The 24,712-nt window shown below is 62.7% G+C and carries 22 protein-coding genes and 4 tRNA genes; 6 read left to right on the forward strand and 20 right to left on the reverse strand.

The genetic code is table 11. From position 1 onward, the window contains the following. Position 1: 1 nt before the first annotated feature. Positions 2-1,681 (reverse strand): glutamine--tRNA ligase/YqeY domain fusion protein, encoded by a 1,680-nt coding sequence (locus ACUY1T_RS01405; RefSeq protein WP_446019933.1) that lies wholly within the window; start codon positions 1,679-1,681, stop codon positions 2-4. A 155-nt stretch (positions 1,682-1,836) separates the two neighbouring features. Between ACUY1T_RS01405 and ACUY1T_RS01410 the strand changes: the two genes are divergently transcribed. After that, positions 1,837-2,346 (forward strand): peptidylprolyl isomerase, encoded by a 510-nt coding sequence (locus tag ACUY1T_RS01410; protein ID WP_446019934.1) that lies wholly within the window; start codon positions 1,837-1,839, stop codon positions 2,344-2,346. Between the two features lie 81 nt (positions 2,347-2,427). Beyond that, a complete protein-coding gene (locus ACUY1T_RS01415) occupies positions 2,428-3,192 on the forward strand; it encodes a UDP-2,3-diacylglucosamine diphosphatase (protein WP_446019935.1) in 765 nt (254 codons plus the stop codon). A gap of 10 nt (positions 3,193-3,202) precedes the next feature. Here ACUY1T_RS01415 and ACUY1T_RS01420 read toward each other — a convergent pair whose 3' ends face one another. From ACUY1T_RS01420 to ACUY1T_RS01470, 11 genes are all read right to left on the reverse strand, one after another. Beyond that, positions 3,203-4,261, reverse strand: coding sequence for a CobW family GTP-binding protein (locus tag ACUY1T_RS01420; RefSeq protein ID WP_446019936.1), 1,059 nt, complete (start codon positions 4,259-4,261; stop codon positions 3,203-3,205). Positions 4,262-4,453: 192 nt separating this feature from the next. Further along, a complete protein-coding gene (locus ACUY1T_RS01425; protein WP_446019937.1) occupies positions 4,454-6,271 on the reverse strand; it encodes a SurA N-terminal domain-containing protein in 1,818 nt (605 codons plus the stop codon). A gap of 215 nt (positions 6,272-6,486) precedes the next feature. Further along, entirely contained in the window at positions 6,487-6,759 is a 273-nt protein-coding gene (locus ACUY1T_RS01430) for an HU family DNA-binding protein (protein WP_167109863.1), read from the reverse strand. A gap of 177 nt (positions 6,760-6,936) precedes the next feature. After that, positions 6,937-9,339, reverse strand: coding sequence for an endopeptidase La (lon, locus tag ACUY1T_RS01435; RefSeq protein WP_446019938.1), 2,403 nt, complete (start codon positions 9,337-9,339; stop codon positions 6,937-6,939). A 152-nt stretch (positions 9,340-9,491) separates the two neighbouring features. Continuing rightward, positions 9,492-10,769: an ATP-dependent Clp protease ATP-binding subunit ClpX gene (gene clpX / locus ACUY1T_RS01440; protein ID WP_446019939.1), complete on the reverse strand. Its 1,278-nt coding sequence runs from the start codon at positions 10,767-10,769 to the stop codon at positions 9,492-9,494. 77 nt (positions 10,770-10,846) lie between these two features. After that, positions 10,847-11,467, reverse strand: coding sequence for an ATP-dependent Clp endopeptidase proteolytic subunit ClpP (gene clpP / locus ACUY1T_RS01445; RefSeq protein ID WP_446019940.1), 621 nt, complete (start codon positions 11,465-11,467; stop codon positions 10,847-10,849). Positions 11,468-11,560: 93 nt separating this feature from the next. Beyond that, complete coding sequence (gene tig / locus ACUY1T_RS01450) at positions 11,561-12,910, reverse strand: trigger factor (RefSeq protein ID WP_446019941.1); 1,350 nt, start codon at positions 12,908-12,910, stop codon at positions 11,561-11,563. A 266-nt stretch (positions 12,911-13,176) separates the two neighbouring features. Continuing rightward, a tRNA-His gene (locus tag ACUY1T_RS01455) sits at positions 13,177-13,251 on the reverse strand. A 31-nt stretch (positions 13,252-13,282) separates the two neighbouring features. Continuing rightward, positions 13,283-13,357: transfer RNA gene (locus ACUY1T_RS01460), tRNA-His, on the reverse strand. 67 nt (positions 13,358-13,424) lie between these two features. Continuing rightward, positions 13,425-13,501: transfer RNA gene (locus tag ACUY1T_RS01465), tRNA-Arg, on the reverse strand. 67 nt (positions 13,502-13,568) lie between these two features. Next, positions 13,569-13,645, reverse strand: a tRNA-Pro gene (locus tag ACUY1T_RS01470). A gap of 210 nt (positions 13,646-13,855) precedes the next feature. Between ACUY1T_RS01470 and folD the strand changes: the two genes are divergently transcribed. The 3 genes from folD (at position 13,856) to mtnN (ending at position 16,064) form a co-directional block, all read left to right on the forward strand. Next, positions 13,856-14,734, forward strand: coding sequence for a bifunctional methylenetetrahydrofolate dehydrogenase/methenyltetrahydrofolate cyclohydrolase FolD (gene folD, locus ACUY1T_RS01475; protein WP_446019942.1), 879 nt, complete (start codon positions 13,856-13,858; stop codon positions 14,732-14,734). A gap of 72 nt (positions 14,735-14,806) precedes the next feature. Beyond that, entirely contained in the window at positions 14,807-15,280 is a 474-nt protein-coding gene (locus tag ACUY1T_RS01480; RefSeq protein ID WP_446019943.1) for an S-ribosylhomocysteine lyase, read from the forward strand. Between the two features lie 52 nt (positions 15,281-15,332). Continuing rightward, positions 15,333-16,064: a 5'-methylthioadenosine/S-adenosylhomocysteine nucleosidase gene (gene mtnN, locus ACUY1T_RS01485; protein ID WP_446019944.1), complete on the forward strand. Its 732-nt coding sequence runs from the start codon at positions 15,333-15,335 to the stop codon at positions 16,062-16,064. A 67-nt stretch (positions 16,065-16,131) separates the two neighbouring features. Here mtnN and ACUY1T_RS01490 read toward each other — a convergent pair whose 3' ends face one another. From ACUY1T_RS01490 to pyrC, 3 genes are all read right to left on the reverse strand, one after another. Then, entirely contained in the window at positions 16,132-17,109 is a 978-nt protein-coding gene (locus tag ACUY1T_RS01490) for a glycosyltransferase family 2 protein (protein WP_446019945.1), read from the reverse strand. 4 nt (positions 17,110-17,113) lie between these two features. Next, complete coding sequence (locus ACUY1T_RS01495) at positions 17,114-17,980, reverse strand: polysaccharide pyruvyl transferase family protein (protein ID WP_446019946.1); 867 nt, start codon at positions 17,978-17,980, stop codon at positions 17,114-17,116. Positions 17,981-18,209: 229 nt separating this feature from the next. Then, positions 18,210-19,247 carry a dihydroorotase gene (gene pyrC / locus ACUY1T_RS01500; RefSeq protein ID WP_446019947.1) on the reverse strand — a complete coding sequence of 346 codons (1,038 nt, stop codon included), beginning with the start codon at positions 19,245-19,247 and terminating at the stop codon, positions 18,210-18,212. A 171-nt stretch (positions 19,248-19,418) separates the two neighbouring features. On the opposite strand from pyrC, the gene ACUY1T_RS01505 reads away from it, so the two are divergent. Then, entirely contained in the window at positions 19,419-19,844 is a 426-nt protein-coding gene (locus ACUY1T_RS01505) for a hypothetical protein (RefSeq protein ID WP_446019948.1), read from the forward strand. A 53-nt stretch (positions 19,845-19,897) separates the two neighbouring features. Here the strand turns inward: ACUY1T_RS01505 and ACUY1T_RS01510 are convergent, their stop codons facing one another. From ACUY1T_RS01510 to ACUY1T_RS01530, 5 genes are all read right to left on the reverse strand, one after another. Then, the gene (locus tag ACUY1T_RS01510; RefSeq protein WP_446019949.1) at positions 19,898-21,142 is read right to left on the reverse strand and encodes an NAD(P)/FAD-dependent oxidoreductase; all 1,245 of its coding nucleotides are present in this window, start codon (positions 21,140-21,142) and stop codon (positions 19,898-19,900) included. A gap of 120 nt (positions 21,143-21,262) precedes the next feature. Then, positions 21,263-21,718 (reverse strand): tellurite resistance TerB family protein, encoded by a 456-nt coding sequence (locus tag ACUY1T_RS01515; protein ID WP_446019950.1) that lies wholly within the window; start codon positions 21,716-21,718, stop codon positions 21,263-21,265. 79 nt (positions 21,719-21,797) lie between these two features. Continuing rightward, positions 21,798-23,093 (reverse strand): TRAP transporter large permease, encoded by a 1,296-nt coding sequence (locus tag ACUY1T_RS01520; RefSeq protein WP_446019951.1) that lies wholly within the window; start codon positions 23,091-23,093, stop codon positions 21,798-21,800. Beyond that, entirely contained in the window at positions 23,093-23,635 is a 543-nt protein-coding gene (locus ACUY1T_RS01525; protein ID WP_446019952.1) for a TRAP transporter small permease, read from the reverse strand. The genes ACUY1T_RS01520 and ACUY1T_RS01525 overlap by 1 nt, the downstream gene beginning before the upstream one ends. A 78-nt stretch (positions 23,636-23,713) precedes the next feature. Further along, on the reverse strand, positions 23,714-24,694 hold the full coding sequence (locus ACUY1T_RS01530; protein WP_446019953.1) for a TRAP transporter substrate-binding protein: 981 nt from the start codon (positions 24,692-24,694) through the stop codon (positions 23,714-23,716). Between the last annotated feature and the right edge of the window lie 18 nt (positions 24,695-24,712).

The following is a 24,712-nucleotide window of genomic DNA, read 5'->3' on the forward strand; positions in this document are numbered from 1 at the left end:
GTCAGCCCTTCTTCTGTATCTTTGCCCAACTGTCCTTCAACCCGACGGTGCGGTTGAATACCCGCTTGCCGTCGCGACAAGCGTGGCGGTCGGCACAGAAGTAGCCCACGCGCTCGAACTGGAAGCGCGACTCCGGTGCGGCGTCGGCCAGACTCGGCTCGCCCATGGCCTGGCACACCTGCAGCGAGTCGGGATTGAGGTGCTCGAGGAAGTCGGCGTCCTTGTCCTTGTCCGGCTGCTCGACCAGGAACAGGTTGTCGTACAGCCGCACCTCCATCGGCACTGCATGGGTCGCGCTGACCCAGTGGATCACGCCCTTGACCTTGCGCCCCTCGGGGTTCTTGCCCAGGGTGTCGAAATCCACCGAACAGCGCAGCTCCTCGATCTCGCCGGCGTCGTTCTTGACCACCTCGTCGCAGCGAATCACGTAGGAGTTGCGCAGGCGCACCTCCTGACCCGGTGCCAGGCGGAAGAACTTCTTGGGTGGCTCCTCCATGAAGTCGTCCTGGTCGATATAGAGCTCGCGGGTAAACGGAACCCGGCGCATGGCCATGTCCTCGCGCGCAGGGTGGCCCGGCACCTCATAGACCTCCTCATGCCCCTCGGGCACGTTGGTCAGCACCACCTTGAGCGGGTTGAGCACGCACATGGCTCGCGGGGCGTTGTCCTCGAGGTCCGAGCGGATGGCGTGGTAGAGCATGGCGATGTCGACCAGCCCGCCGTCGGCCCGGGTCACCCCGATCATCTCGCAGAACTTGCGGATCGATGCCGGGGTGTAGCCGCGCCGGCGCATGCCGGAGATGGTCGGCATGCGCGGGTCGTCCCAGCCGTCGACGATGCCCTCGTCCACCAGCAGCTTGAGCTTGCGCTTGGAGGTCAGGGTATAGTTCATGTTGAGCCGTGCGAATTCGATCTGGCGCGGCTTGGCCGGTACCGGCAGGTTGTCGAGGAACCACTCATAGAGCGGGCGATGGTCCTCGAACTCCAGCGTGCAGATCGAGTGGGTCACGCCCTCGATAGCGTCCGACTGGCCATGGGTGAAGTCGTAGGAGGGATAGATCTTCCACTTGTCGCCGGTCTGGTGGTGATGAGCATGGCGAATGCGGTAAAGGATCGGATCGCGCAGGTTGATGTTGGGCGAGGCCATGTCGATCCTGGCCCGCAGCACCCTCTCGCCTTCGTTGAACTCGCCGGCACGCATGCGTTCGAGCAGGTCGAGGCTCTCCTCCGCGTCGCGGTCGCGCCACGGGCTCGGGCGACCCGGTTCGGTCAGGGTACCGCGATACTCGCGAATTTCGTCGGGAGAGAGGTCGTCGACGTAGGCCTTACCCTCGCGAATCAGATGCTGCGCCCAGGCATAGAGCTGGTCGAAGTAATCGGAGGCATAGCGCACCGCGCCGGCCCACTCGAAGCCAAGCCAGCTGACATCCTCCTTGATCGCATCGATGTAGGCCTGCTCCTCCTTGGCCGGGTTGGTATCGTCGAAGCGCAGATGACAATCCCCACCGAACTGCTCGGCCAGCCCGAAATTCAGACAGATCGACTTGGCGTGCCCCACGTGGAGGAAGCCGTTGGGTTCCGGCGGGAAGCGGGTAACGACCTTGCCGGCACGGCCGGCCTCGATCTCGTCGCGGATCTGGTTACGGATGAAATTCGGCGCACTGGCGTTTTCGGTGCTCATGTCGTTGCGGCAAACCTCTGGTTGGATCGCGAATCCGCGAGGGGCCTCGGATATCGATGGACCCGGCGCGCTTCGCGCATCGATGCAAAACCGCTATTATAACGCCACGCCCATGCACGGCGCCAAGGCGCGCTCCTTCTTACAGGAAAACTTCGATGATCATTCTCGAGACCAGCTTCGGCGACATCACCGTCGCCCTGAATCACGAACAGGCGCCCAAGACCGCGGCCAACTTCGAGCAGTACGTACGCGACGGGCATTTCGACGGCACACTCTTCCACCGAGTCATTCCCGGCTTCATGATCCAGGGCGGCGGCTTCGACCAGGATTTCAACCAGAAGCCAACCCGCGACCCGATCGAGAACGAGGCCGACAACGGCCTGAAGAACTTGACCGGCACCCTGGCCATGGCCCGCACCCAGGACCCGCACTCCGCTACCGCGCAGTTTTTCATCAACGTGGCCGACAACGATTTCCTCAACCACAGCGGCAAGTCGATCCAAGGCTGGGGCTACTGTGTGTTCGGTGAAGTGGTCGAAGGCATGGACGTGGTCGAACGCATCACTGCCGTGGACACCACGCGCCGCGGCATGCACGCCGACGTACCCGCCGAGGACGTGCTCATCAAGCGTGCCTACGTCAAGGACGAGGCCGGCGAAAACTGATCTCGCCAACCCAGCACGCCCGCCCTTGCGGGCGTGCCATCTCTCGCCCTTTCGTCCGACCCGAGCCAGCGAGACACGGCCATGACCACCACCCTGCTGATCTCCGACCTGCACCTGCACCCCGACACCCCTGCCGTCACCGAGGGCTTCCTTGGCTGGCTCTCTCGGCGGGCCAGCGGCATCGATGCGCTCTACATCCTCGGTGACTTCTTCGAGGCCTGGATCGGCGACGACCTGCTCGACCATGCCGACCAGGACCCCACCGGCAACGCTGCGCTGGCCATACGCGTAGCCGGTGCACTGCGCAAGCTGGCCGATGAAGGTACGGCCATCTACCTGATGCACGGCAACCGCGATTTCCTGCTCGGCCATCGCTTCGCCTCCACGGCCGGCGCCAAGCTGGTTACCGACCCAGCCGTGCTGCGCTTTGGCGATGAACCGGTGCTGCTCATGCATGGTGACAGCCTGTGCACCCGCGACGAGGCCTACATGGCCTTTCGCGAACAGGCACGCAGCCCGGCCTGGCAGAAGCAGGTCCTGGCCATGCCACTTGCCGACCGTATCCAACTGGCCGCTGCCCTGCGCCAACAGTCGGGTGAAGCGACGTCCAACAAGGCCGAGGACATCATGGACGTCACCCCCGAGGAGGTCGTGCGCGTCATGCACGATCATGGCGTGACGACGCTGATCCACGGCCACACTCACCGCCCCGCGGTGCACGAACTGGAGCTCGACGACCATCAGCCCGCTCGACGCATCGTGCTGGGCGACTGGCAGCCCGGCAAGGGTTGGGAAGTCGAGATCGGTCCCGACGGCGACCCGATACTGCGCGAAGTTGCGCTCTAGCCAAGGCCACTCAAGACAGCATGCCGTCTTCGCCACGGGCTAGGCGGCATGCCTGCAAGGCCTCGAGAACCTCCTCTGCCGATGGCATGTTCGCCACCTCACCGATCAGCTCCAGGCGTGAGTCCTTGCGCCAAGCGCATGCGACAAGGCTTGTAGCGCCTTCCCCACGATTGTAAAGCTTCCATCCAACGTTCGTATGCAAGACTCCCTTCACACGTAGCCCGGCCGGTAAGCGATCCAACACCAGGGTCAGGCGGTCGAGATCGAAGACATCCTCGGGACTCCAGCGCCAGCCCTGGGTGCCATAGCCAAGGGCCGTGCCGCTCACCTCTATCGGCTGACCCGGCTGTGGCAGGCTCTGGTCGAAGCCCTCCAGAACCACCACCTGGCGCGCCGCATCGCGTAGCGCACTGTGGCGCTCACTCAGTACAGTGCTCTCCTCGGCTGGTCGATGCCGCCCGCTCTCCAGCAGAAGCGAGACCGGCAGCTCTCCGTGGGACGCCTGGGCCACCCACTTCTTGGGTGGCCACAGCGTCTCGGCGTGACGTCGAGCGGCGATCAACTGCTCTGGCGTCACCCGATCTGTCATGGTCAGTGCTACCGCATCGGCCATGACCAACTGGTCGTTGAAGGTTTCGTGTTCGCGAGCGCGTGGGTCATCGAGCCGGACAGGATCGAGCAACACCACGATATCTCGCAGCTCGAGCACGTCGGCAAAGGCTTCGCTGCGCAACACATCGAGCAACCCGGCTGGATGCCCGAGCCCCGACGGCTCAATGATGAGCCGGTCGGGCCGGTAGCGATGTAGTAGATTGACCAGGGTAGCCTGTAGCAAGAAGGCCAGTTGGCAGCAGAGACAACCTCCAGGCAGCCCTTTCACGATGACATCGTCACGCGCCTCGAACATGGCCTGGTCGATACCTACCTGGCCAAACTCATTGACCAGGATCGCCCAGCGCTCCTCCTTTGGCTTCTGCTCGATCAGACGGCGAATCAGCGTCGTCTTGCCACTGCCGAGGAAGCCGGTAACCAAGTGAACGGGAATCGATGTGAGAGGCGCCGTGCTCATGGTGCGTCCTGTGGCGAAATATTGTTATAGAGTAACATCAAAATCTCCTATTTTCATTTACCGAGATCTCCTTTGCATGCTCTCCGCCGCGGTCGATAGGTGACGCTGCAGCCCGTTAGATAACGGTATAATAGTTCACACAAAAAAAGAGAGGGCTCCCAGGCCCTCTCTCCTTCAGACCCGACGATCGGGTCAGCGCCGCGTGATCTCGGCCGTCTCGCGCAGATGGTTTCTCAACCCCTGGATGGCAGCTTGGGCGCGCAGTTGCTCGGACATGCGTGCCACGAACGCTTCCGTCTGTTCGTCTGCACCGCCGGCCTCGACATTGTCGAGTGCGATCAGGATAACCCGATCACCGTCTGTGGTATGACCAAAGACGGCAGCGTCCCCGTCGGGCTGTGGCAGCCGAAAAGCTGCCTGCAGCACGGCGCGCGGTACATTGTCCTGCTGGCGGGTCGCCCCTTCCACCTGCTGCCATTCCAGCTCGAGCTCCTCGCCGGCCCGCAAGCGCTCGACCTGCTCCCGCGCCACCTCGAGCAACGCCTCGCGTTGCTTGCGTTGCTCGACGGAGGCGGCGATCCGCTGACGCACCTCATCGAGGGGTAGCACCGCAGCCTCGCGATGCTCGGCCACGCGCAGCACCATGCGGCGATCCTCGTCGAGTTCGATGACCTCGCTGTTGAACCCTTCTAGCAGTACGTCCTCGCTGAAGGCCTCGCTCATCACTCCTGGTTCGGAGAACACGCCGCTGCCCCCCTCACGGGACACCCACTCGCTCTCACGCAATTCGAGTTCCAGGCTATCGGCCACACTGGCGAGATCGTCGGCGGCAAAGCTCTCGTCGATGAGTGCCTGTACCCGGCGGTTGAACTCGCTGGTTACCTGATCGCGCGCCAACTCGCTTGCGAGATCATCGCGCATTTCCTCCAGGGGAATCTGATCCAGCCCCGTCACCTTGACCAGGTGCAATCCATTATCGGTTTCGACGATGCCGGACACCTGGCCCGGAGAGAGCGCGAAGGCCGCGTCGTCGAAGGCATCACCGAAGAAACCGCGGCTGATCACTCCCAGATCACCACCCTGCTCGGCCGTGGAGGGATCGTCGGAGTATTCGAGGGCGAGCGCGTCGAACGACTCGCCTTCAGCCAGCCGCTCGCGCACCTCCTCGAGGCGCGCCTCCGCCTCGTCGCGGCTGCGCTCACCGTTGAAGGTCGCCATGATATGCGACACGCGACGGTCGGCGTCCCGACCGCGCTCTTCCCACGCCTGGCGAACCGCCTCCTCATCGACATCGATCTGCTCGGCCATCTCCTGACGGTCGACGATCACATACTCGAGGCGAACCTGCTCGGGGCGCTGGTAGCGCTCGCGATTGTCCTGATAATAGGCCTCTAGGTCCGCTTCGCTGACCTGCACAGGCTCAGCAAGATCCTCAGCACCCAGTGCATGGTAGCGGAAACTGCGTACCTGACGCTGCAGCGATGCCAGGGTTTCGCGCTCGTTTTCGAGAACGAAGTCGCTGACCGCCAGCCCCTGCTGCAGCTGCTGACGCTTGAGGTCGACCCGCAGCGCCGCCCGAAACGAAGCCGGCGTGAAACCGGCACTGGCCAGCCGGTTGCGGAACAGGTCGGTATCGAAGCGGCCGCTCTGGTCCTGGAACTCGGGCAATGTCACGATCACCTGGTCGAGCTGCTCGTCGGAGAGGTAGAGCCCACCGTCCTCGGCGAATGCGAGCAGCAAGCGTTCACCGATCATTTCGTCGAGCACCTGGCCACGCAAAGCACGCTCCTGCTCTGGCGGTACCTGGCCGGAACGGATCGCTCGCTGCACTTCCATTTCCAACTCCTGGCGAGTGATGGTCTGGCCATTGACCTTGGCGACCTCGTCACCGCCACCACCGAACAACCCCACCAGGGACTCGACACCGAACAGCGCCATGGTCACTACCACGGCAGCTACGATGATCTTGGCGCCCCAGCTTCTGGAGCGGTCACGAATACTTTGCAGCATGCAGGCCTCGATTGCTGATTGTTGGCTGGCTGTGGCGCCACATTATACGGTGACGGGCCGCTGCGGGCCATCATGACGGCCCTGCTCGCCCGACCGTCAACGACGCTGACGGAACGTCAAAAAAGAAGGCGCACCGCCGAAGCGATGCGCCTGATCGTTTGCTGCCGACGTTGCTTGGCCCGCGCTTGGACCTATGGCGCAAATAATCCTTTGACTCAGTTAACGGAGTCCTTGAGCGCCTTACCAGCCTTGAAAGTCGGAACCTTGGCTGCGCTGATCTGGATCGGCTGGCCTGTCTGCGGGTTGCGGCCGGTGCGGGCGGCACGCTCTTTCACCGAGAAAGTACCAAATCCGACGAGAGACACGCTGTCGCCTTTCTTGAGGCTTTCGGAGACGGTGTCGACCATGGCATCCAGTGCGCGTGACGCAGCGGCCTTAGGAATATCGGCAGACGCGGCGATGGCTTCGATCAGCTCGGATTTGTTCACACTTCACCCCTTGACTGTTTCAGAAAATGGCTCTAATCGGCATGCCTTTCGCCCGGCAACTCGATCACAGCATGGCTGGCAGTTTATAGCAATGCTGCGAAAGAGGTGTCAAGCAACTGAGGCGCCAAACCGCGTCATGCCCGGGTTTAATATCCGGATATGACACGGTAATTATCGTTAATGCGTACTGATCATGCTGGAAGAAGAAGCCGAATCTTCCGTTCGTGATTCTTCCCCACCATTGCCGGTCCTTTCAGCAAGGGCCGACTCCAGCACTTCGTCGATCCAACGAACGGGCCGGACATCCAGCGCGTCCTTGATGTTATCCGGAACCTCCTTGAGGTCCCGACGGTTCTCTTCCGGAATGAGCACGATCTTTATACCACCGCGCCGTGCCGCCAGCAATTTCTCCTTTAACCCACCGATCGGCATCACCTCGCCGCGCAGGTTCACTTCGCCGGTCATGGCCAGGTCACAGCGTATGGGTCGCCCCGTATAGGCAGACACCATGGCCGTTACCATGGCAATGCCGGCGCTGGGGCCATCCTTGGGCGTGGCACCCTCCGGAACGTGGATATGCAGGTCCTCTTTCTCGAAGCGCTCCGGGTCGATGCCCAATGACGCTGCACGGGCACGTACCACGGTATGAGCCGCACTGACGGATTCTTTCATCACGTCGCCCAACGAGCCCGTCTTGTTGATACGTCCCTTGCCAGGAGTGACCACCGACTCGATGTTGAGCAGCTCGCCGCCCACCGATGTCCAGGCCAGGCCGGTCACCCGCCCCACCTGATCCTCCTTGTCGGCCAGGCCGTAGCTGTAGCGACGCACGCCGGCATAGGTCTCGATGTCCGCTGCGGCGAGCAACGCCGGCGCCTGCGCGCCCTTGCCCTCGTACTCGAGCCGCTCACGCAGAACCTTGCGGCACACCTTGGCGATCTGCCTCTCGAGTTCACGCACCCCTGCCTCGCGGGTGTAGTAGCGGATCAGCTCGAGTAGCGATTCATCGGAGAATGTCAGCTCTTCTTCCTTGAAACCGTTGGCAATGAGCTGCTTGGGCACCAGGTAGCGCCGGGCAATGGCAAGCTTCTCGTCCTCGGTGTAGCCAGGTAGGCGGATGACCTCCATGCGATCGAGCAAGGGCCCCGGGATGTTCATCGAGTTGGCGGTACAGATGAACATCACTTCGGAGAGGTCGTAGTCGAGCTCGAGGTAGTGGTCGCTGAACTTGTCGTTCTGCTCCGGATCGAGCACCTCGAGCAGCGCCGAAGCGGGATCGCCACGGTGATCCATACCGATCTTGTCGACCTCGTCGAGCAGGAACAGCGGATTCTTGACCTCGGCCTTGCTCATGCGCTGGATCAGCTTGCCGGGTAGCGAGCCGATATAGGTACGGCGGTGCCCGCGAATCTCGGATTCATCGCGCACGCCACCCAGCGCCAGGCGCACGTACTTGCGATTGGTGGCACGCGCGATCGACTGGCCGAGGGAAGTCTTGCCCACCCCGGGCGGCCCCACCAGGCACAGCACCGGCCCCTTGAGCTTCTTGACCCGCTTCTGCACGGCAAGGTACTCGAGGATGCGCTCCTTGACCTCGTCGAGGCCGTAGTGGTCCTCGTCCAGCACCTTGTGGGCATGCGCCAGGTCGTGCTTGACCCGGGTGCGCTTCTTCCACGGCACCGAGACCAGCCAGTCCAGGTAGGAGCGCACCACCGTAGCCTCGGCGGAACTCGGCGACATCATCTTCAGCTTGCCCAGCTCCTGGACCGCCTTGTCGCGCGCCTCCTTGGGCATGCCCGACTCCTCGATCGCCTTTTCGTACTTCTCGGCTTCGTTGGGTACGTTCTCGAGCTCGCCCATCTCTTTCTGGATGGCCTTCATCTGCTCGTTGAGATAGTACTCGCGCTGGGACTTCTCCATCTGGTCCTTGACCCGGGAGCGGATGCGCTTCTCCACCTGCAGCAGGTCGATCTCCGACTCGATCAGCGCCATCAAATGCTCGATGCGCTCGCGTACGCGGTCCATCTCCAGCAGTTGCTGCTTGTCCTGGATCTTGAGCGACAGATGAGCGCAGATGGTGTCGACCAGACGGCTAGGATCCTCGATGCCAGAGAGCGAATTGAGCACCTCGTTGGGCACCTTCTTGGACAGCTTGACGTACTGCTCGAACTGATTGAGCAGCACCCGGACCAGCGCCTCCTGTTCGCGCTCGCTCAAGGGCTCGCTGTCGCGCAGCACGGCCTCGGCCATGCTGTGGCCGTCGGTATGATGGACTTCACGCAGATCGGCACGTGAAACGCCTTCGATCAGCACCTTGACGGTGCCGTCGGGCAGCTTGAGCAGCTGCATGATTTCGGCAACGGTGCCAATGGTGAAAAGGTCGTCGGTGCCGGGGTCGTCCTGCCCCGCCTCGCGCTGAGCGACAAGCAGTACGCGCTTGTCGGCCGCCATCGCGGCGTCGAGCGCCTGGATCGACTTCTCGCGACCGACGAACAGCGGAATCACCATCTGCGGATAAACGACCACGTCGCGCAGTGGGAGTAGGGGCAGACTCAAGGTCTGAACGGCGTTCTGCTGCATCGCAGACGTTCCTCAAACAGAAATCGGTGGATACAGGGGGGGATGGGGGCACGGCACCCCCATTGCAAGGGGCATGTAGCGGCGAACGTGGAAAGGGGCCGCCCTAGCGACCCCTTTCCGTCATGGGCTTGGCAGCGAATGGCCGCCTCACCTCAGCCGTCAGTACCGTCGACCCGTTGGTCCTGCTGCGAATAGATCAGCAGGGGCTCGCTCTCGCCCGCGATGACCGACGCATCGATGACCACCTTGGAGACCCCCTCCATGGAAGGAATTTCATACATGGTGTCGAGCAGCACCGACTCGAGGATGGAGCGCAGCCCACGGGCGCCGGTCTTGCGCGCCATGGCCTTCTTCGCAACGGCGCGCAGGGCGTCCTCACGGAACTCCAACTCCACCCCTTCCATATCGAACAGACGAGCGTACTGCTTGACCAGCGAGTTCTTGGGCTCGGTAAGAATCTGGATCAGCGCATCCTCGCTGAGCTCGGTGAGCGTGGCGATGACCGGCAGGCGCCCGACGAACTCGGGAATCAGGCCGAACTTGACCAGATCCTCCGGCTCGACGTCGGCAAGCAGGTCGCCCACGCCCTTGGTCTCGTCCTTGCTCTTCACCACGGCGCTGAAACCGATACCGCCCTTCTCGGCACGGTCTCGAATGACCTTGTCGAGGCCGGCAAAGGCGCCACCCACAATGAACAGGATGTTGCCGGTATCCACTTGCAGGAACTCCTGCTGCGGATGCTTGCGCCCCCCCTGCGGCGGTACTGATGCCGTGGTGCCCTCGATCAGCTTCAGCAGCGCCTGCTGCACACCCTCGCCCGAGACGTCACGGGTGATGGAGGGGTTGTCCGACTTGCGCGAGATCTTGTCGATCTCGTCGATGTAGACGATGCCACGCTGGGCCTTCTCCACATCGTAGTCGCACTTCTGCAACAGCTTCTGGATGATGTTCTCGACGTCCTCGCCAACGTAGCCCGCCTCGGTGAGCGTGGTGGCATCGGCGATGGTGAACGGCACGTTGAGCAGACGCGCCATGGTCTCGGCCAGCAGGGTCTTGCCGCTGCCGGTAGGTCCGATCAGCAGGATGTTGGACTTGCCGAGCTCTACGTCGTCGCCCTTGAGACCGGCGCGAAGACGCTTGTAATGGTTGTAGACGGCCACGGACAGCACCGTCTTGGCGCGGTCCTGACCGATCACGTATTCGTCCAGGGTGCGACGAATCTCGCGGGGAACGGGCAGACGCTCCTCATCGCTCTCGGCATCGGCATCGAGAACTTCCTCGCGAATGATGTCGTTGCACAGGTCGACACACTCGTCGCAGATATAAACGGACGGGCCCGCTATCAGCTTGCGCACTTCGTTCTGGTTCTTGCCGCAGAACGAGCAGTAGAGCAGCTTGCCGCCTTCGTCCTTGCCTTTGCCGTCGGCCATTCGCGTACCTCTGTCACTTCGGCAGCCAGGTCGGCCGCCGCTAATCACGTAGTTGAAGCGTGCTTGATTTCACGCTATCAGGATGTGGGCCGCTTATCCAGTACGGCGTCGATCAGGCCGTACTCCACCGCCTGCGTGCCGCTCATGAAGTTGTCGCGGTCGGTATCCCGAGCGATGGTTTCGATATCCTGCCCGGTATGGTGAGCCAGAATCCGGTTCAGCTTGTCACGAATCCCCAGGATTTCGCGGGTGTGAATCTCGATATCAGCCGCCTGGCCCTGGTAGCCGCCCAGCGGCTGATGAATCATCATCCGCGAGTGTGGCAGCGAATAGCGCTTGCCCGCAGCGCCACCTGCCAGTAGCAGCGCCCCCATGCTGGCCGCCTGGCCGATGCACACGGTGGAGACATCGGGCTTGATGAACTGCATGGTGTCGTAGATCGACATCCCGGCGGTTACGGCACCGCCAGGGGAGTTGATATAGAGGTGGATGTCCTTGTCCGGGTTCTCGGACTCAAGGAACAGCAGCTGCGCCACGATCAGGTTGGCCATGTGGTCTTCCACCGCCCCCACCAGGAAGATCACACGCTCCTTCAGCAGCCGGGAGTAGATATCGTAGGCCCGCTCGCCGCGTGCGCTCTGTTCTACCACCATCGGCACCAAGCCGCCGGCGTTTCGGGTCTCGAACTCGTTGCTCATCAGTGTGATGTCCTTGCGTCCAATGAATGGAAGCGACTCCCACCTGCCGGCCGCCACCTCGGCGACCGGCAGGGAAGGGATCTCGCCGCCGAATCAGCTGTTGGCTTCTTCCTCGCCTTCGCTCTCTTCGGCCTGCCCGCCCTGCTGGGCAGCAGCCAGTGCCTGCTGGTAGCTCATTTCCACGTCCTTGACGGTGGACTGCTCCAGCAGTTTGTCAACGGCCTTCTCTTCGAGGATAGCCGACTTGACCTGAGTCTTGAGCTGATCGTTGCCCATATAATAGTCAACGACCTGCTGCGGCTCCTGATACTGCTCGGCAAGCTCCTCGACCTTGGCACGAATCTCGTCGTCAGTGGCGTCGAGTTCATTGGCCTTGATCACTTCGGCCAGCAGCAGGCCGACCTGAACGCGACTCTTGGCCTGTTCGGAGAACAGCTCGTTGGGCAACTGGGAAACGTCGAAATCCTCCCCCAGGCCGAACTGCTGAGCCGCCTGACGCTTGAGCGCATCGGTCTCCTGCTGCACCAATGCCTGGGGCACCGGAATGTCGTTGGCCTTCTTCAGCGCCTCGAGAACCTGCTGCTTGACCCGGTTGTCGACGGCCTGCTTGGCCTCGCGAGACATGTTCTTCTTCACTTCGGCGCGGAATTTCTCGATGTCGCCATCCTCGACACCGAAGCGCTTGATGAATTCCTCGTCGACTTCCGGCAGGGCCTGGCCCTTGACCGCATGCACCTTGACCTTGAAGGTAGCCTCCTGGCCGGCCAGGTGCTCGGCCTGGTAATCCTCGGGGAAGGTGACCTTGATCTCCTTCTCCTCACCCGCCTTGGCACCGACGAGCTGCTCCTCGAACCCGGGGATGAAGTTGCCGGAGCCCAGCACCAGGTCATGGCCTTCGGCACTGCCACCCTCGAACGGTTCGTCGCCGAGGAACCCCTGGAAGTCGATCTTGATCTGATCGCCCTCTTCGGCGGCACGTTCGACGTCTTCCCAGGAGGCGTTCTGCTTGCGCAGGGTCTCGACCATCTCCTCGAGATCGGCGTCGCTCACTTCCACCACGGGGCGCTCGATCTCGGCGCCCTCGATCGAGGACAGCTCGATCTCGGGATAGACCTCGAGAGAAGCCACGAACTCCAGGTCCTTACCTGCCTGGTCGACCTTGGGCTCGATGCTCGGGAAACCGGCCGGATTCAGGTTCTCCTCGGTGATCGCGCGCACATAGCGCTCACGCATCAGTTCGCCCACGACCTCGTCACGCACGCCGCGGCCATAACGCTGGCGCACCACGGACATGGGAACCCGGCCCTTGCGGAAACCGTTGAGACGAATGTTCTTCGCCGTGTCCTTGAGGCGGGCTTCGACGGCCTCGTCGACCTCGGCAGCCGGCACTTGGAACGTGACACGGCGCTCGATCTGGGAGGTCGTTTCGACGGAAACTTGCATGAATGGTCCTCTACCGACTAGGGGCGTTCTTGGAAAGCGTGGAATGTAAAAGAGAGATTCTAAGAATCCCGCCCTACGCTGGCAAGCGTTACGCCTACAGGATGGGGGCGATTGGGCATTTTACAAGGTCGTTTGGCGCTGCCATTGCAACGAAGGCAGCCATCATCCGGGAGCACGGCCTGCACAACGGGCAAAATCCAGTCGAGAAGACTCGGCCGGGGAACAGGACATCTCAAGAAACAGGATGGGGAAAGAAAAGGGTGCAATGGGGTGGATGATGGGGATCGAACCCACGACCACCGGAGCCACAATCCGGGGCTCTACCACTGAGCTACATCCACCATTGCAGGCGTAAATCACGAAGCAGTCGATTGGGGTGGATGATGGGGATCGAACCCACGACCACCGGAGCCACAATCCGGGGCTCTACCACTGAGCTACATCCACCATATCGACGCTGCTCGACCGACACTGTCCGAACCGTAGGCACCTGCCCAGACGGGCTCAACCAAACTGGCACGCCCAGCAGGACTCGAACCTGCAACCTACGGCTTAGAAGGCCGTTGCTCTATCCGGTTGAGCTATGGGCGCATTCTACGTTCCATGGCGTCCGACCGCAACCCCGTTTCGCCATTTCTTCAGCATAAACAAAAGGTTGTGGTCGGGGTGGAGGGATTCGAACCCCCGACATCCTGCTCCCAAAGCAGGCGCGCTACCAGACTGCGCTACACCCCGCCGGCCTTTGCACGGCCCACGACACCCAGCTACGGGCCTCGCCAAGCGCTGCGTATTCTACGCGAGAATCGACCGCGGTCAATAGCTTCCTGACACAGCGAGGCTTTTGCGCTTTGCCTCGAAGGCCCGGCGTGCGAAAATCGGCAGCCTTCGAGAATCCGCAGCCGGCCCCACAGCGCCGCTCACACCATCCACCACAGGGGAGAAACGATGACCGCCCAACTCATCGATGGCAAGGCCATAGCCGCCCAGGTCCGCGAACAGGTTGCACGCCAAGTGGAAATGCGTCGCACCGAGGGCAAGCGCATTCCTGGCCTGGCTGTCGTCCTGGTGGGCGAGGATCCAGCCTCCCACGTCTACGTCAGTAACAAGCATCGCGCCTGTGAGCAGGCCGGCATTCTCTCCTTTCAGCATGCGCTGCCCAACGACACCAGCCAACAGACGCTCGAACAGCTGATCGACGAACTCAATGCCGACCCCTGCATCGACGGAATCCTGCTGCAGCTACCTCTGCCGGCCCACCTGGATTCGCGCCCGCTACTGGAGCGCATCCTCCCGCACAAGGACGTGGACGGTTTCCACCCCTACAATCTTGGCCGCCTGGCCCAGCGTCTGCCGGTCCTGCGACCCTGCACGCCGAAGGGCATCATGACCCTGCTGCAGGCCAGCGGCCTGAAGGTGCGCGGCATGGACGCCACCGTGGTCGGCGCCTCCAACATCGTCGGTCGCCCCATGGCGCTGGAACTGATGCTGGCAGGCTGCACCACCACGGTGTGCCACCGTTTCACTCGCAATCTGGAGGAGCATGTGCGCCGCGCCGAGTTGCTGGTGGTCGCGGTGGGCAAACCAGGATTGGTCAAGGGCGATTGGGTACGCGACGGCGCCATCGTCATCGACGTGGGCATCAACCGCGAGGAGGATGGCCGGCTGGTCGGCGACGTGGAGTTCGACCCGGCCGCACAGCGCGCCGCCTGGATCACACCGGTACCGGGCGGTGTGGGGCCGATGACCGTCGCATCGCTGCTGGAAAACACCCTCTATGCCGCGGAGCGCCATGATGCCATGGAGAAGGAAGTCGCCCCGCTCTGAGCCGTAGCCTGACATGAGCGCGCCACTCGGATAGAATGCGCGCTTCCCATTTTCCCAGCCCCGAGGCCGCCCATGAGCGACAAGATGAACGTCGAAAGCTTCAACCTTGATCATACCAAGGTGAAGGCTCCCTACGTGCGCCTGGCCGACATCAAGACCGGCCTCAACGGCGACCGCATCCACAAGTACGACATGCGTATCTGCCAGCCTAACCAGGAGCACATGGAGATGCCGGCATTGCACTCCCTGGAGCACCTGATGGCGGAACTGTCACGTAACCACTCGGACCGCATCGTCGACATCAGCCCGATGGGTTGCCAAACCGGCTTTTACGTAGCGCTGATCAACCACGACGATTACGACGACGTACTGAGCCTGCTGCAGAAGACCCTGGAAGACGTGCTGGAGGCCAGCGAAGTGCCGGCTTGTAACGAGGTCCAGTGCGGCTGGGCGGCCAGCCACAGCCTCGAGGGGGCCAAGCAGATCGCCCGTGGCTTCCTGGCCAAGCGCGACGAGTGGACCCAGGTCTTCGCTGCCGATGCCTGAACCGCACGCAACGGCCGACCAAATGTCGCCCAATCGGAGCAACTGAGCAAAGATGAAACGCATCGGCATCATTGGCGCCATGACCCAGGAGGTGGAGCATCTCGCCTCGCTGCTGGAAGATCGCCGCACTCGAACCCACGTAGGCTGCACCTTCCATCACGGCAAGATGCACGGTGTCGATGTGGTGATCCTGCAATCGGGGATCGGCAAGGTGAACGCTGCCATCGGCACCACCCTGCTGCTCGACGTCTACCACCCTGAGGCCATCATCAATACCGGCTCGGCGGGCGGCTTCGGCGAAGGGCTCGATATCGGCGACGTGGTGGTTTCCAGCGAAGTACGCCACCACGACGTGGATGCCGTGGTGTTCGGCTACGAGCACGGCCAGGTACCGCAGATGCCCGCTGCCTATCTCCCCGATGAACGCCTGGTCACCCTTGCCCGCGAATGCGTCGAGGAACTGGGCGAAGTCAAGGTGGTGGAAGGCCTGATCGCCACCGGCGACGTCTTCATGGCCTGCCCGGAACTGGTTACCCGGACCCGCTCGCGCTTCCCGACGATGCTGGCAGCAGAGATGGAAGCCGCCGCCATCGCCCAGACCTGCCATCTCTATGGCTGCCCGTTCGTGGTCATCCGCTCGCTATCGGACATTGCCGGCGGCGGCGACAACCACCTCTCCTTCGAGCAGTTCCTCGAAAAGGCCGCCGCCCACTCGGCACGCATGGTCGAGGCCATGGTCGTACGGCTCGCTTCGCAAGTAGAGTCCGAACCCGCCATTGACTGAACGATAGCGGCCGACCCTCCGCAGGGTCGGCCGCCCATGCCCGATACTGCCAGCGAACTGCTCCGCTTCAGTGGCTCAACAGCCTGCTCCTGCCGACACGACGCTTGATCGTGGCTCGAAGAGAACCGCTCAGCGTATGAAAGGCAATTTTCAGGCACATCCAGCGGTTCCTGAACCCCAGCATCAACGCCATCAGCAGCGACAGGTCGTAGGGCACACGAACCGTGCGGCAAACGTTCATGTACTGGCCGGTATAGAGAATGGCGCGTTTCCTGATGTGGCGTCGGCAATCGCGATAGGCGGGATCGCGGTAAAGGGTCAGCAGCGACTCGAGCAGCTCATGCAAGCCTTTTACATGCTTCATGTTCTTGGGCATCGTCATGGTAGAGCCATGGCGTATCCGGCGCTGGAAGCAAACACGGTCGGTCACCACGTAGCGTCTGGCCGCGAAGATCAACGGATAGAAGATCTCTTCGTCCTCGTGATAGTGATCCTTGAACCTCAGCTTTCGCGACCATAGCATGCGTCTGCTGAGATAGAGGCACGGACTGCAGGTACCGCCACCATGCTTCTCGAACGCCGCAAGGAGGTCGGCGGCCCCCACGTACTCACCTTCGAAGCCACGTCGATAGCTACGAACGAAGTCCAGCCCTTCCGCCCCCTCGTCGACGAATGTAGTGCCTGAAAAGAAGATGATGTCCGGAGAGTTTCGCGATTCGATGACGGCCTGCATGCTCTCGATGAAATCGGGCTCCAGCAGATCGTCGGCATCGAAGAAATAGACGTAGTCTCCCGAGGCCCTGGCAATAGCCCGGTTCCTGGCCCTACCCTGCCCCTGGTTGTCGGTCGAAATCAGCTCCGTGCGATAGGGGTGGGGGAATGCACATATTCGCTCCCAGGTGTCGTCCACGCTGCCATCGTTCACGATGATGACCTCATGGGGCTGCACCGTCTGGCTGGCAAGGGAATCCAGCGCGGCCTCGATATAGGGCGCCACGTTGTATGCCGGAACGATAACGCTGATGGTCGACTCACGCTTGTCCATGACATCACTCGAATTCGCTGAAAGGGAAAGTGGCGACCAACTGCGCCGGATCGCCCAGGTACCTCGCCACCCCGCCCTGCGCAGGCAATGCTGCCAGGCATTCATCGGCCGCCGCTCGATCCGCGATCGACATGACGCGGGTATCCGGAGCATCCGTAGTGCTGTAGTAATCGTGAAACTTGAACTCCCCCCCAATGAGGCCATCGGAAAAGCGCACCCAGCGATTGGGAATGCGGTAGCAATCCGCCAGAATCAACCCGTGCAGGGACGACGAAATGACCGAATCACATTGGCCGAGGGCATCGATGAACGGCTCGGGCTGTTGCCTCACGTCGATTAGCTTGACGTCGGGCAGACTCGCCATGTAGCGAACCACCGGGCTCTCCCGATCCACGTAGTGGGGTACGAGTCCGATACGATACTGCGGATCGCCACGAGCGGGCTGGTGGAGCAGAGGCATCACGAGCGCCGGATCCCCAAGTACCGCCCCTGCTACATCCGCCCCGTTGGCGGCCAGCAGTTGCTGCGAGAGCCGGCCTCTCAGGGCCAAGAACCTGGCATGCTCAAGAGCATCGCGCCCGGGCAACCACGCCGGGTCGATGACTCCACTGCCCCACACCAGGCTACGACTTCTCGCCTGGTGGATAATGCTCCCCACCCCGAGCAGATGAACGACCGAGTTAGAGTGGACGCGGTAGGCCTCCTTGCCGGTGAGCTTCTGGACCAGATAGGGCGTGATCGCATCGCCGACGTTCAGCTGCCTGTCGAAATACACGACAGGAACCTTCCCCTTGGCGACGGTCAGCAGCAGAGCAAGTTCAATAAAATTCCGTGATACCGTGCGTGCCTGCTTGGGAGCCCATTTTTTCATCCTGTACCGGTTCTCTGAGTATAGCTTTCCACAGGCACCCAGCGGCCAGGCCAACCAGGCACGCCAATGGCAACGGAAGAAAACGATGAGAGAGCGCCTCCTGCGCTCAATTCACACCATAGCCTACCCAGTAGCGCTTCGCCGGAAGAAAGTCGCCTAAACGGTTATCTGCCCATGAAATGACGACGGCCGCCTCCAAGGCGGCCGTTGCGTTCGAGCCAGGAGCCTCCTAGGTGTGCAGCTTCCACGCCAGCGTTTCACCCGCCCCCAAGGGCACGATACGCTGGCCGTCGGCGTAGGGCAGCGATGCCGGCAGGGCCCACTCCTCACGTATCAGCGTGATGGTGTCGCCATTGCGCGGCAGACCATAGAAGTCGGGGCCGAAGTGACTGGCAAAGCCCTCCAGGCGATCCAGTGCCCCAGCCTGTTCGAAAGCCGTGGCATAGAGCTCGATCGCTGCCGGCGCAGTATAGGCACCGGCGCAGCCGCATGCCGATTCCTTGTCGCCTTGAGCATGAGGCGCGCTATCGGTGCCGAGGAAGAACTTGCCGCTGCCCGAGGTGGCCGCCGCCAATAGCGCCTCGCGGTGGCGCTCACGCTTGAGGATCGGCAGGCAGTAGTAGTGGGGGCGAATGCCGCCGACCAGCATGTGGTTGCGGTTGAACAGCAGATGGTGCGCGGTGATCGTGGCACCCACGTTGGCCGGCGCCCGGGCAACGAACTCGGCCGCATCGGCGGTGGTGATGTGTTCGAACACCACCTTGAGATCCGGATGACGCTCGAGCAGTGGCTTCATCACCCGCTCGATGAATACGGCCTCGCGATCGAAGATATCGATCTCGGCATCGGTGACCTCGCCGTGGACCAGCAGCGGCAGGCCCAGCCGAGCCATGGCGGCGATCGCGGCATCGCAGTGAGCGAGATCGGTGACCCCTGAATCCGAGTTAGTGGTAGCCCCGGCCGGATAGAGCTTCACTGCATGAACCAGGCCGCTCGCCACCGCGCGTTCGATCTCCTCGGCCGGCGTGTTGTCGGTGAGGTAGAGCGTCATCAAAGGCTCGAAGGCCGATCCCCCGGGCCGTGCCGCCAGGATCCGTTCGCGATAGCCAAGGGCCTGATCGGTGGTGGTGACCGGCGGCTTGAGGTTGGGCATGATGATCGCCCGCCCCATCTGCCGGGCGGTGGCAGGTACCACGGCCTTGAGCGCCTCACCGTCGCGCAGGTGAAGATGCCAGTCGTCGGGGCGGGTCAGGGTAATAGCGGTCACGGCGAGTCCTGTCGTTCAGCATGAGTGTCGACCTCAGAGTATACCGGAAGGCCCGGTCGAAATGCCCAGCCTCGAGCCGTGAAGAAGCACCGAGAAAATTGTCGTAGCGGCAGCAACACCCGCCGATTTGCCGTATCATCGACGCCGTTTTTGCCGTGAGAGACACCGCCAATGCCCCGGGTTCGCCACTACGCCGATATCGTCGCCATCCTGGCCGGTCTGATGTGGATCGTCTTCTTCTGGTCGATCAGCGTCTCGGCCAGGCTCGACAGCGTCGAACCCACCCTGGCCGCCATACTCGCCCTGGGCGCCATGATCCTGGTCAGCTTCATGCATCGGCCGTTTCGCGTTCACCTCAGCCGCTACCACGTACGCAAGCGCCGCACCGAGATGTGGATGCACATCCTGGCCCTGCCTGTGGCCCTGGCCCTGCTGCTCGGCATACTCATCGAAACCCTGTTCGCTCCCATGAGCGGCCAGCAGAAGATGCTGCTGTTCAACGTTCTCGCCACTGCCGGCTGGGTGGTCTACGTGATGACGCTGGTCATCAAGTTCATCCACCATCAGTATCGCCGGCGTCGCACTCGGGGCGACTGAATGCCCGCCGCAACCGACTCGCAGCTCAGTGCCCGAGCGCGGCGATTCCGCAGTCAGAACCGGTCTGCCCGAAACGGCGCCATATCCACTGCCGTCGGCTCCCCCTCCATCAATTCCGCCATCAACCGCCCTGTCACCGGCCCCATGGTGAACCCCTGATGACCGTGGCCAAAGGCCAGCCACAACCCCTTGTGCCGTGGCGCCGGGCCGATTACCGGCTTCATGTCCGGCAGGCAAGGCCGCGCGCCCTTCCAGGGCTCCGCTTCCAGCCGCCCGCCTAATGCGGGGTAGAGTTCACGCGCCTTGCGCTCGGCGGCATCCAACTGGCCTTGGGAAGGGGGCGCATCGAGGCGGGCCAGTTCGGCACCGGTCGTCAGGCGAATGCCGGCACGCATCGGCGCCAGGATGTAACCGGCATCGGCATCGGCAATCCAGTGGCGCAACCGTCGCTCCTGCGCGGCGCCATAATGCATGTGGTAGCCGCGCTTGACGAAGGTCGGCAGGCGGTAGCCCAGCCCCTTGAGCCACTCCCCTGCCCATGGCCCCAGCGCCACGACCACGTCGCGAGCGGCAAGCGTTCCCGTGTCGGTATCGATACGCCAGCCCTCTCCCAGCGGGGTCAGCTGACGAATACCGGCCTGCAGGAACTCGCCCCCTTGCTGCTGGAAGCTTGCGGCATAGGCGGCCACCAGCGCGCCCGGATCAGCCACGCTCCACGAGTTGGTCCAGTGAATAGCCCCCGCCAGGCCTGGGCACAGCTGGGGCTCCAATCGAGCCAGCCCATCGCCATCGCAGGTGGCGTGGGTGACTCCGAAACGCCTGGCGGCATCCTCGGCCTCACGCTGCCGACGCTCGAGTTCGGCCTGGCTGCGATGCACTTCCAGCCAGCCCTCCTTGCCGATCAGCTCGGCGGCACCTGCCGCCTCGATCATCGGCTCGTGCTCCTGAGTCGAGAGCACAATCAACGAGGCGTACTCGGCAATGATCCGCTCATAGTGGCGTGGAGCCGAATAGCGCCAGTAGCCAAACAGGGGGCCGGCGAACTGCAGTATGCCACTCAGTTGATAGCGGATATCCACCCGTCGATTGGGCAACGCGCTCAGCAACTTGCCGAGCTCACGGGGAAACGTGTAGGGTCGCACCGCCTCGCGCTGGATCAGCCCACCGTTGCCATAGGAAGTCTCCTGCCCAGGCGGGCGACGATCGACCAGCAGCACGGAACGGCCGCGGCGAGCCAGGTGCCAGGCAATGGAGACGCCGACCATGCCGGCACCCAGTACGACGGTCTCACGAGACATGCCACTCCTCCAATTGGCCAGATGCGTCCGACATACGTGCCGGAACGAGCGCCTAGTCTAGCAGCGCGGCACGACCGCAATCGCCTTGACTCCCCCTTTCATGCTTCGGATCAAGTCGATCTATTCGACCTTGCCCTGGACCTGCAGCTTGGTACGGATGAAGTCGGAGTGGCTGACGTGCAGTAGCTCGGCCAGGCGCCGGATGCGATGCTCCTCCAGGTGATGCGTCTCGCCATCGGCCTGTGCCAGAGACCACATCATGCGCACCAGCTCGCATCGCTGGCCGTAGTCATAATGCTGCTTGATCAGGCTGACGAACTGATAGTGGTCGACGGAGTGCTCCACCTCCTCACGCGCCATTTCCATCAGCTCCTCCACGGCAGAGCCGGAGAGCTGGAAATGGCCCATGAGCAGCTCGCGCAAGGCCGCAAGCTGTGCCTCGTCGGTGTGGTAGTCGGCACGCATCACCTCGCACAGCAGGGCAGCGGTGGCAAGCTCCAGAGTCGGGGCCGGGTTCTCCGAACGTTCAGGCTCGGCCAGGGCCTGCTGGAAGAAGCGCTGGATGGTATCGAGCATGGCGAATCCCTTGCAGTGTCATCGCTTGTGACCCGCGGCGGTCCCGGGCGTTCCGTCCGGGACCGCCGCTACCCCAGCCTCAGTAGCCCATCGCCCTGGGCAGCCAGGTCACCAGCACGGGTGCGGCAATGAGAATCAGGATGGTCAGCAGGATCGGGATCAGGAACGGCAGGATCGAGACGACGATCTGCGCATAGCGCAGCCGGGTGATGCCCACCATCAGGAACAGCACCGTGCCGAACGGTGGCGTGATGACCCCCACCGACAGCGTGATGACCATGACGATGCCGAAGTGGATCGGATCGAGCCCGGCGGCCAGCGCGGCGGGCACCACGATCGGCGTGAAGATCAAGATGCTCTCGATCACCGACATGAAACAGCCGATCAGCAGGAAGAACAGCGCGAAGGCCAGCAGCAGCAGTATCGTCGGCATGTCGATGCCGGCAACCTGGCCCGCCAGGGCCTGGGGGATACCGATGCGCACGAGGATCCAACCATAGAAGCTCGATACGGCAATGATCAGCAGGATCGCGGCACTGAACATGAGCGTGCGGCGAAAGGCCTGGAACAGATCGCGCCAGGACAAGTCGCGGTAGATGACCGTACCCAGCACGATCGCGTAGAGCGAGGCGATGGCACCGGCCTCGGTGGGCGTGAAGAGCCCGGTCCAGATGCCGCCCACGATGATGGCCGGCATCATCAGCGGCAGCACGGCCCGCCTGCCGGTGCGCAGCACCTCCTTGCCGTCGAACGGCACCGGCGGCGGCATGGATACACGCTTGCCGGCACCGAGCACCACCGTCATGCCCATGAACAGGATGGCCATCAGGATGCCCGGCATCAGCCCCGCCATGAACAGCGCACCGATGCTCACGTTGGCCAGCCAGCCATACACCACCAGGGCAATGCTCGGCGGCAGGATCGGCCCGATCACGCTCGATGCCGCGGTGATGCCGGCCGAGTAGCCCAGGTCGTAGCCGCGCTCCTTCATGGCCTTGATCTCGATGCTGCCGAGGCCGGCAGCATCGGCCACCGCGGTGCCGGACATGGTGGCGAATATCGAACTGGCCACCACGTTGGCATGCCCCAGCCCCCCCTTGGTGAAGCCCACCAGCGCAGTCGCGAAGTCGAAGATCCGTGTGGTCGTCGAGCCGGTATTCATGATGTTGGCGGCGAGGATGAACAGCGGTATGGCCAGCAACGTGAAATTGTTGAGGGTCTGTACCATGCGCAGCGACAGCAGCTCCACCGGCAGGCCGCCACTGCCGGTCACCACCAGCGCGATGAAGGAAGTGATGCCGATCGCCACCACCACCGGCAGGCCGATCGCCATCAGCACGAGCAAACCACCGACGAAAACCAGGAGTTCCTGCATCAGCCTGCCTCCCGCTCGGCCAGAAGGGAGTCCTGCCACGCCACCGGGCCGCGCAGGGTTTGCCATAGCGCCAGTACGGCCATGCCGGCGAAAGCGGTGAAGATACCGTAATAGAGGTAGCTGAAGCTGATGCCCAGCGACACGGTGCGGTTGTTGGCACTGACGATGGACATCGTCAACGCCCCCCAGGCCGCCAGAGCGAAGAAGCCGCAGGAGAGTAGCGCCACCAGCCGGTACTGCACGTGCCGCGCCCAGTGAGCGAGGCGATGACTGAAGAGGTCGACGACGAGATGCTCGAACCGCACCCAGGCCGATAGCGAGCCGAACGCGACGGCGTAGATCGCCAGCATGGAAGCGACCTCCTCCGTCCAGGGCATGCCCAGGCCAATGACGTCACGCGCCAGCACGGCAGCCACGATCAGCAGCAGCACACCGGCCAACAGCAGTACGCCAATGGCGTCGCACACCAGGGTGATGCCCCGGAGCAGGTAATAGGCGGCACGATCCAGGCCACCCCCGGGGGGCAGTGAAGCAGCGGTCAAGGTTGCATCCTCCAGGCAGAAAACGCCAGCGGCGTCCCGGTTGGGGCGCCGCTGGCAGTTCGGTACGCCACGCGAGCGTCAGTCGTCGACGCCGTTGCCCATGGCATCGTCCATCACGCCCTCGGCCATCTCGGCCATGACGCGCTCGATCGCCGGCATGGCCGCCTCACGGAACAGCGACACATCCGGCTCGATGATGGTCATGCCCGCCTTCTCCAGCTCTTCGAGATAGTACTCGTCGAACTCGCGCTCCACCTCGGTACCGTGCTGGCGAGCGACATCAATGGCTTCGGCGATCAATTCCTGGTCCTCGGCGTCCAGCCCGTTCCACCAGCGAGAGCTGGCTACCCAGTTCCACGGAAACATCACATGGCTGGTGAGGATGATGTGATCCTGGACCTCCCACAAGCGACGGGTATAGGGGGACGAAAGCGAATTTTCGTGGCCATCCACCTGGCGCGTCTGCATGGCGAGATAGATCTCCGGAGCCGGCACGTTGACCACCTGGGCACCGATCTCCTCCCATACCTCGAGCCATACCGGCAGCGACGGCAATCGCAGACGGAACCCCTGCAGGTCGTCGGGCGTATGAATCGCCTTGTTGGCCGTCATATGGCGCGGGCCGCGGTGCTGGGTACCGAAGTACTTGAGCCCACCCCTCTCTTCGGCAATCTCGACCAGACGCTGGCCCGACGGGCTATCCATGTAGGCGTCCACCTCTTCCCAGGTCGAGAAGACGAAAGGCACGGTGATGGCGTCATACTCGGGCGCATACTGCTGACGCCAGTTGCCGCCGGTGATGGAGATCTGGGTCTGCCCGAGGTTGAGCAGCTCGAGTACCGCATCCTCCCCACCGAGCGAACCAGCAAGGAAAGGACGTACGTTGAAACGCCCCGGCGCCTGCTCTTCGAGATATTCGGCGAAGCGCTCGACGGCCGCACTCTCGGAACCGCCTTCGCTCATGGTGTTGTTGACCTGGATCTCGATGGTGTTGGCGAGCGCGAACGGGGCGCTCAATATTCCAAGCGTAGCCAGCGTGGCAAGTAAGGACTTGCGCATGATGCTCTCCTGATCGTT

This window comes from Billgrantia sp. Q4P2, from assembly GCF_052806135.1.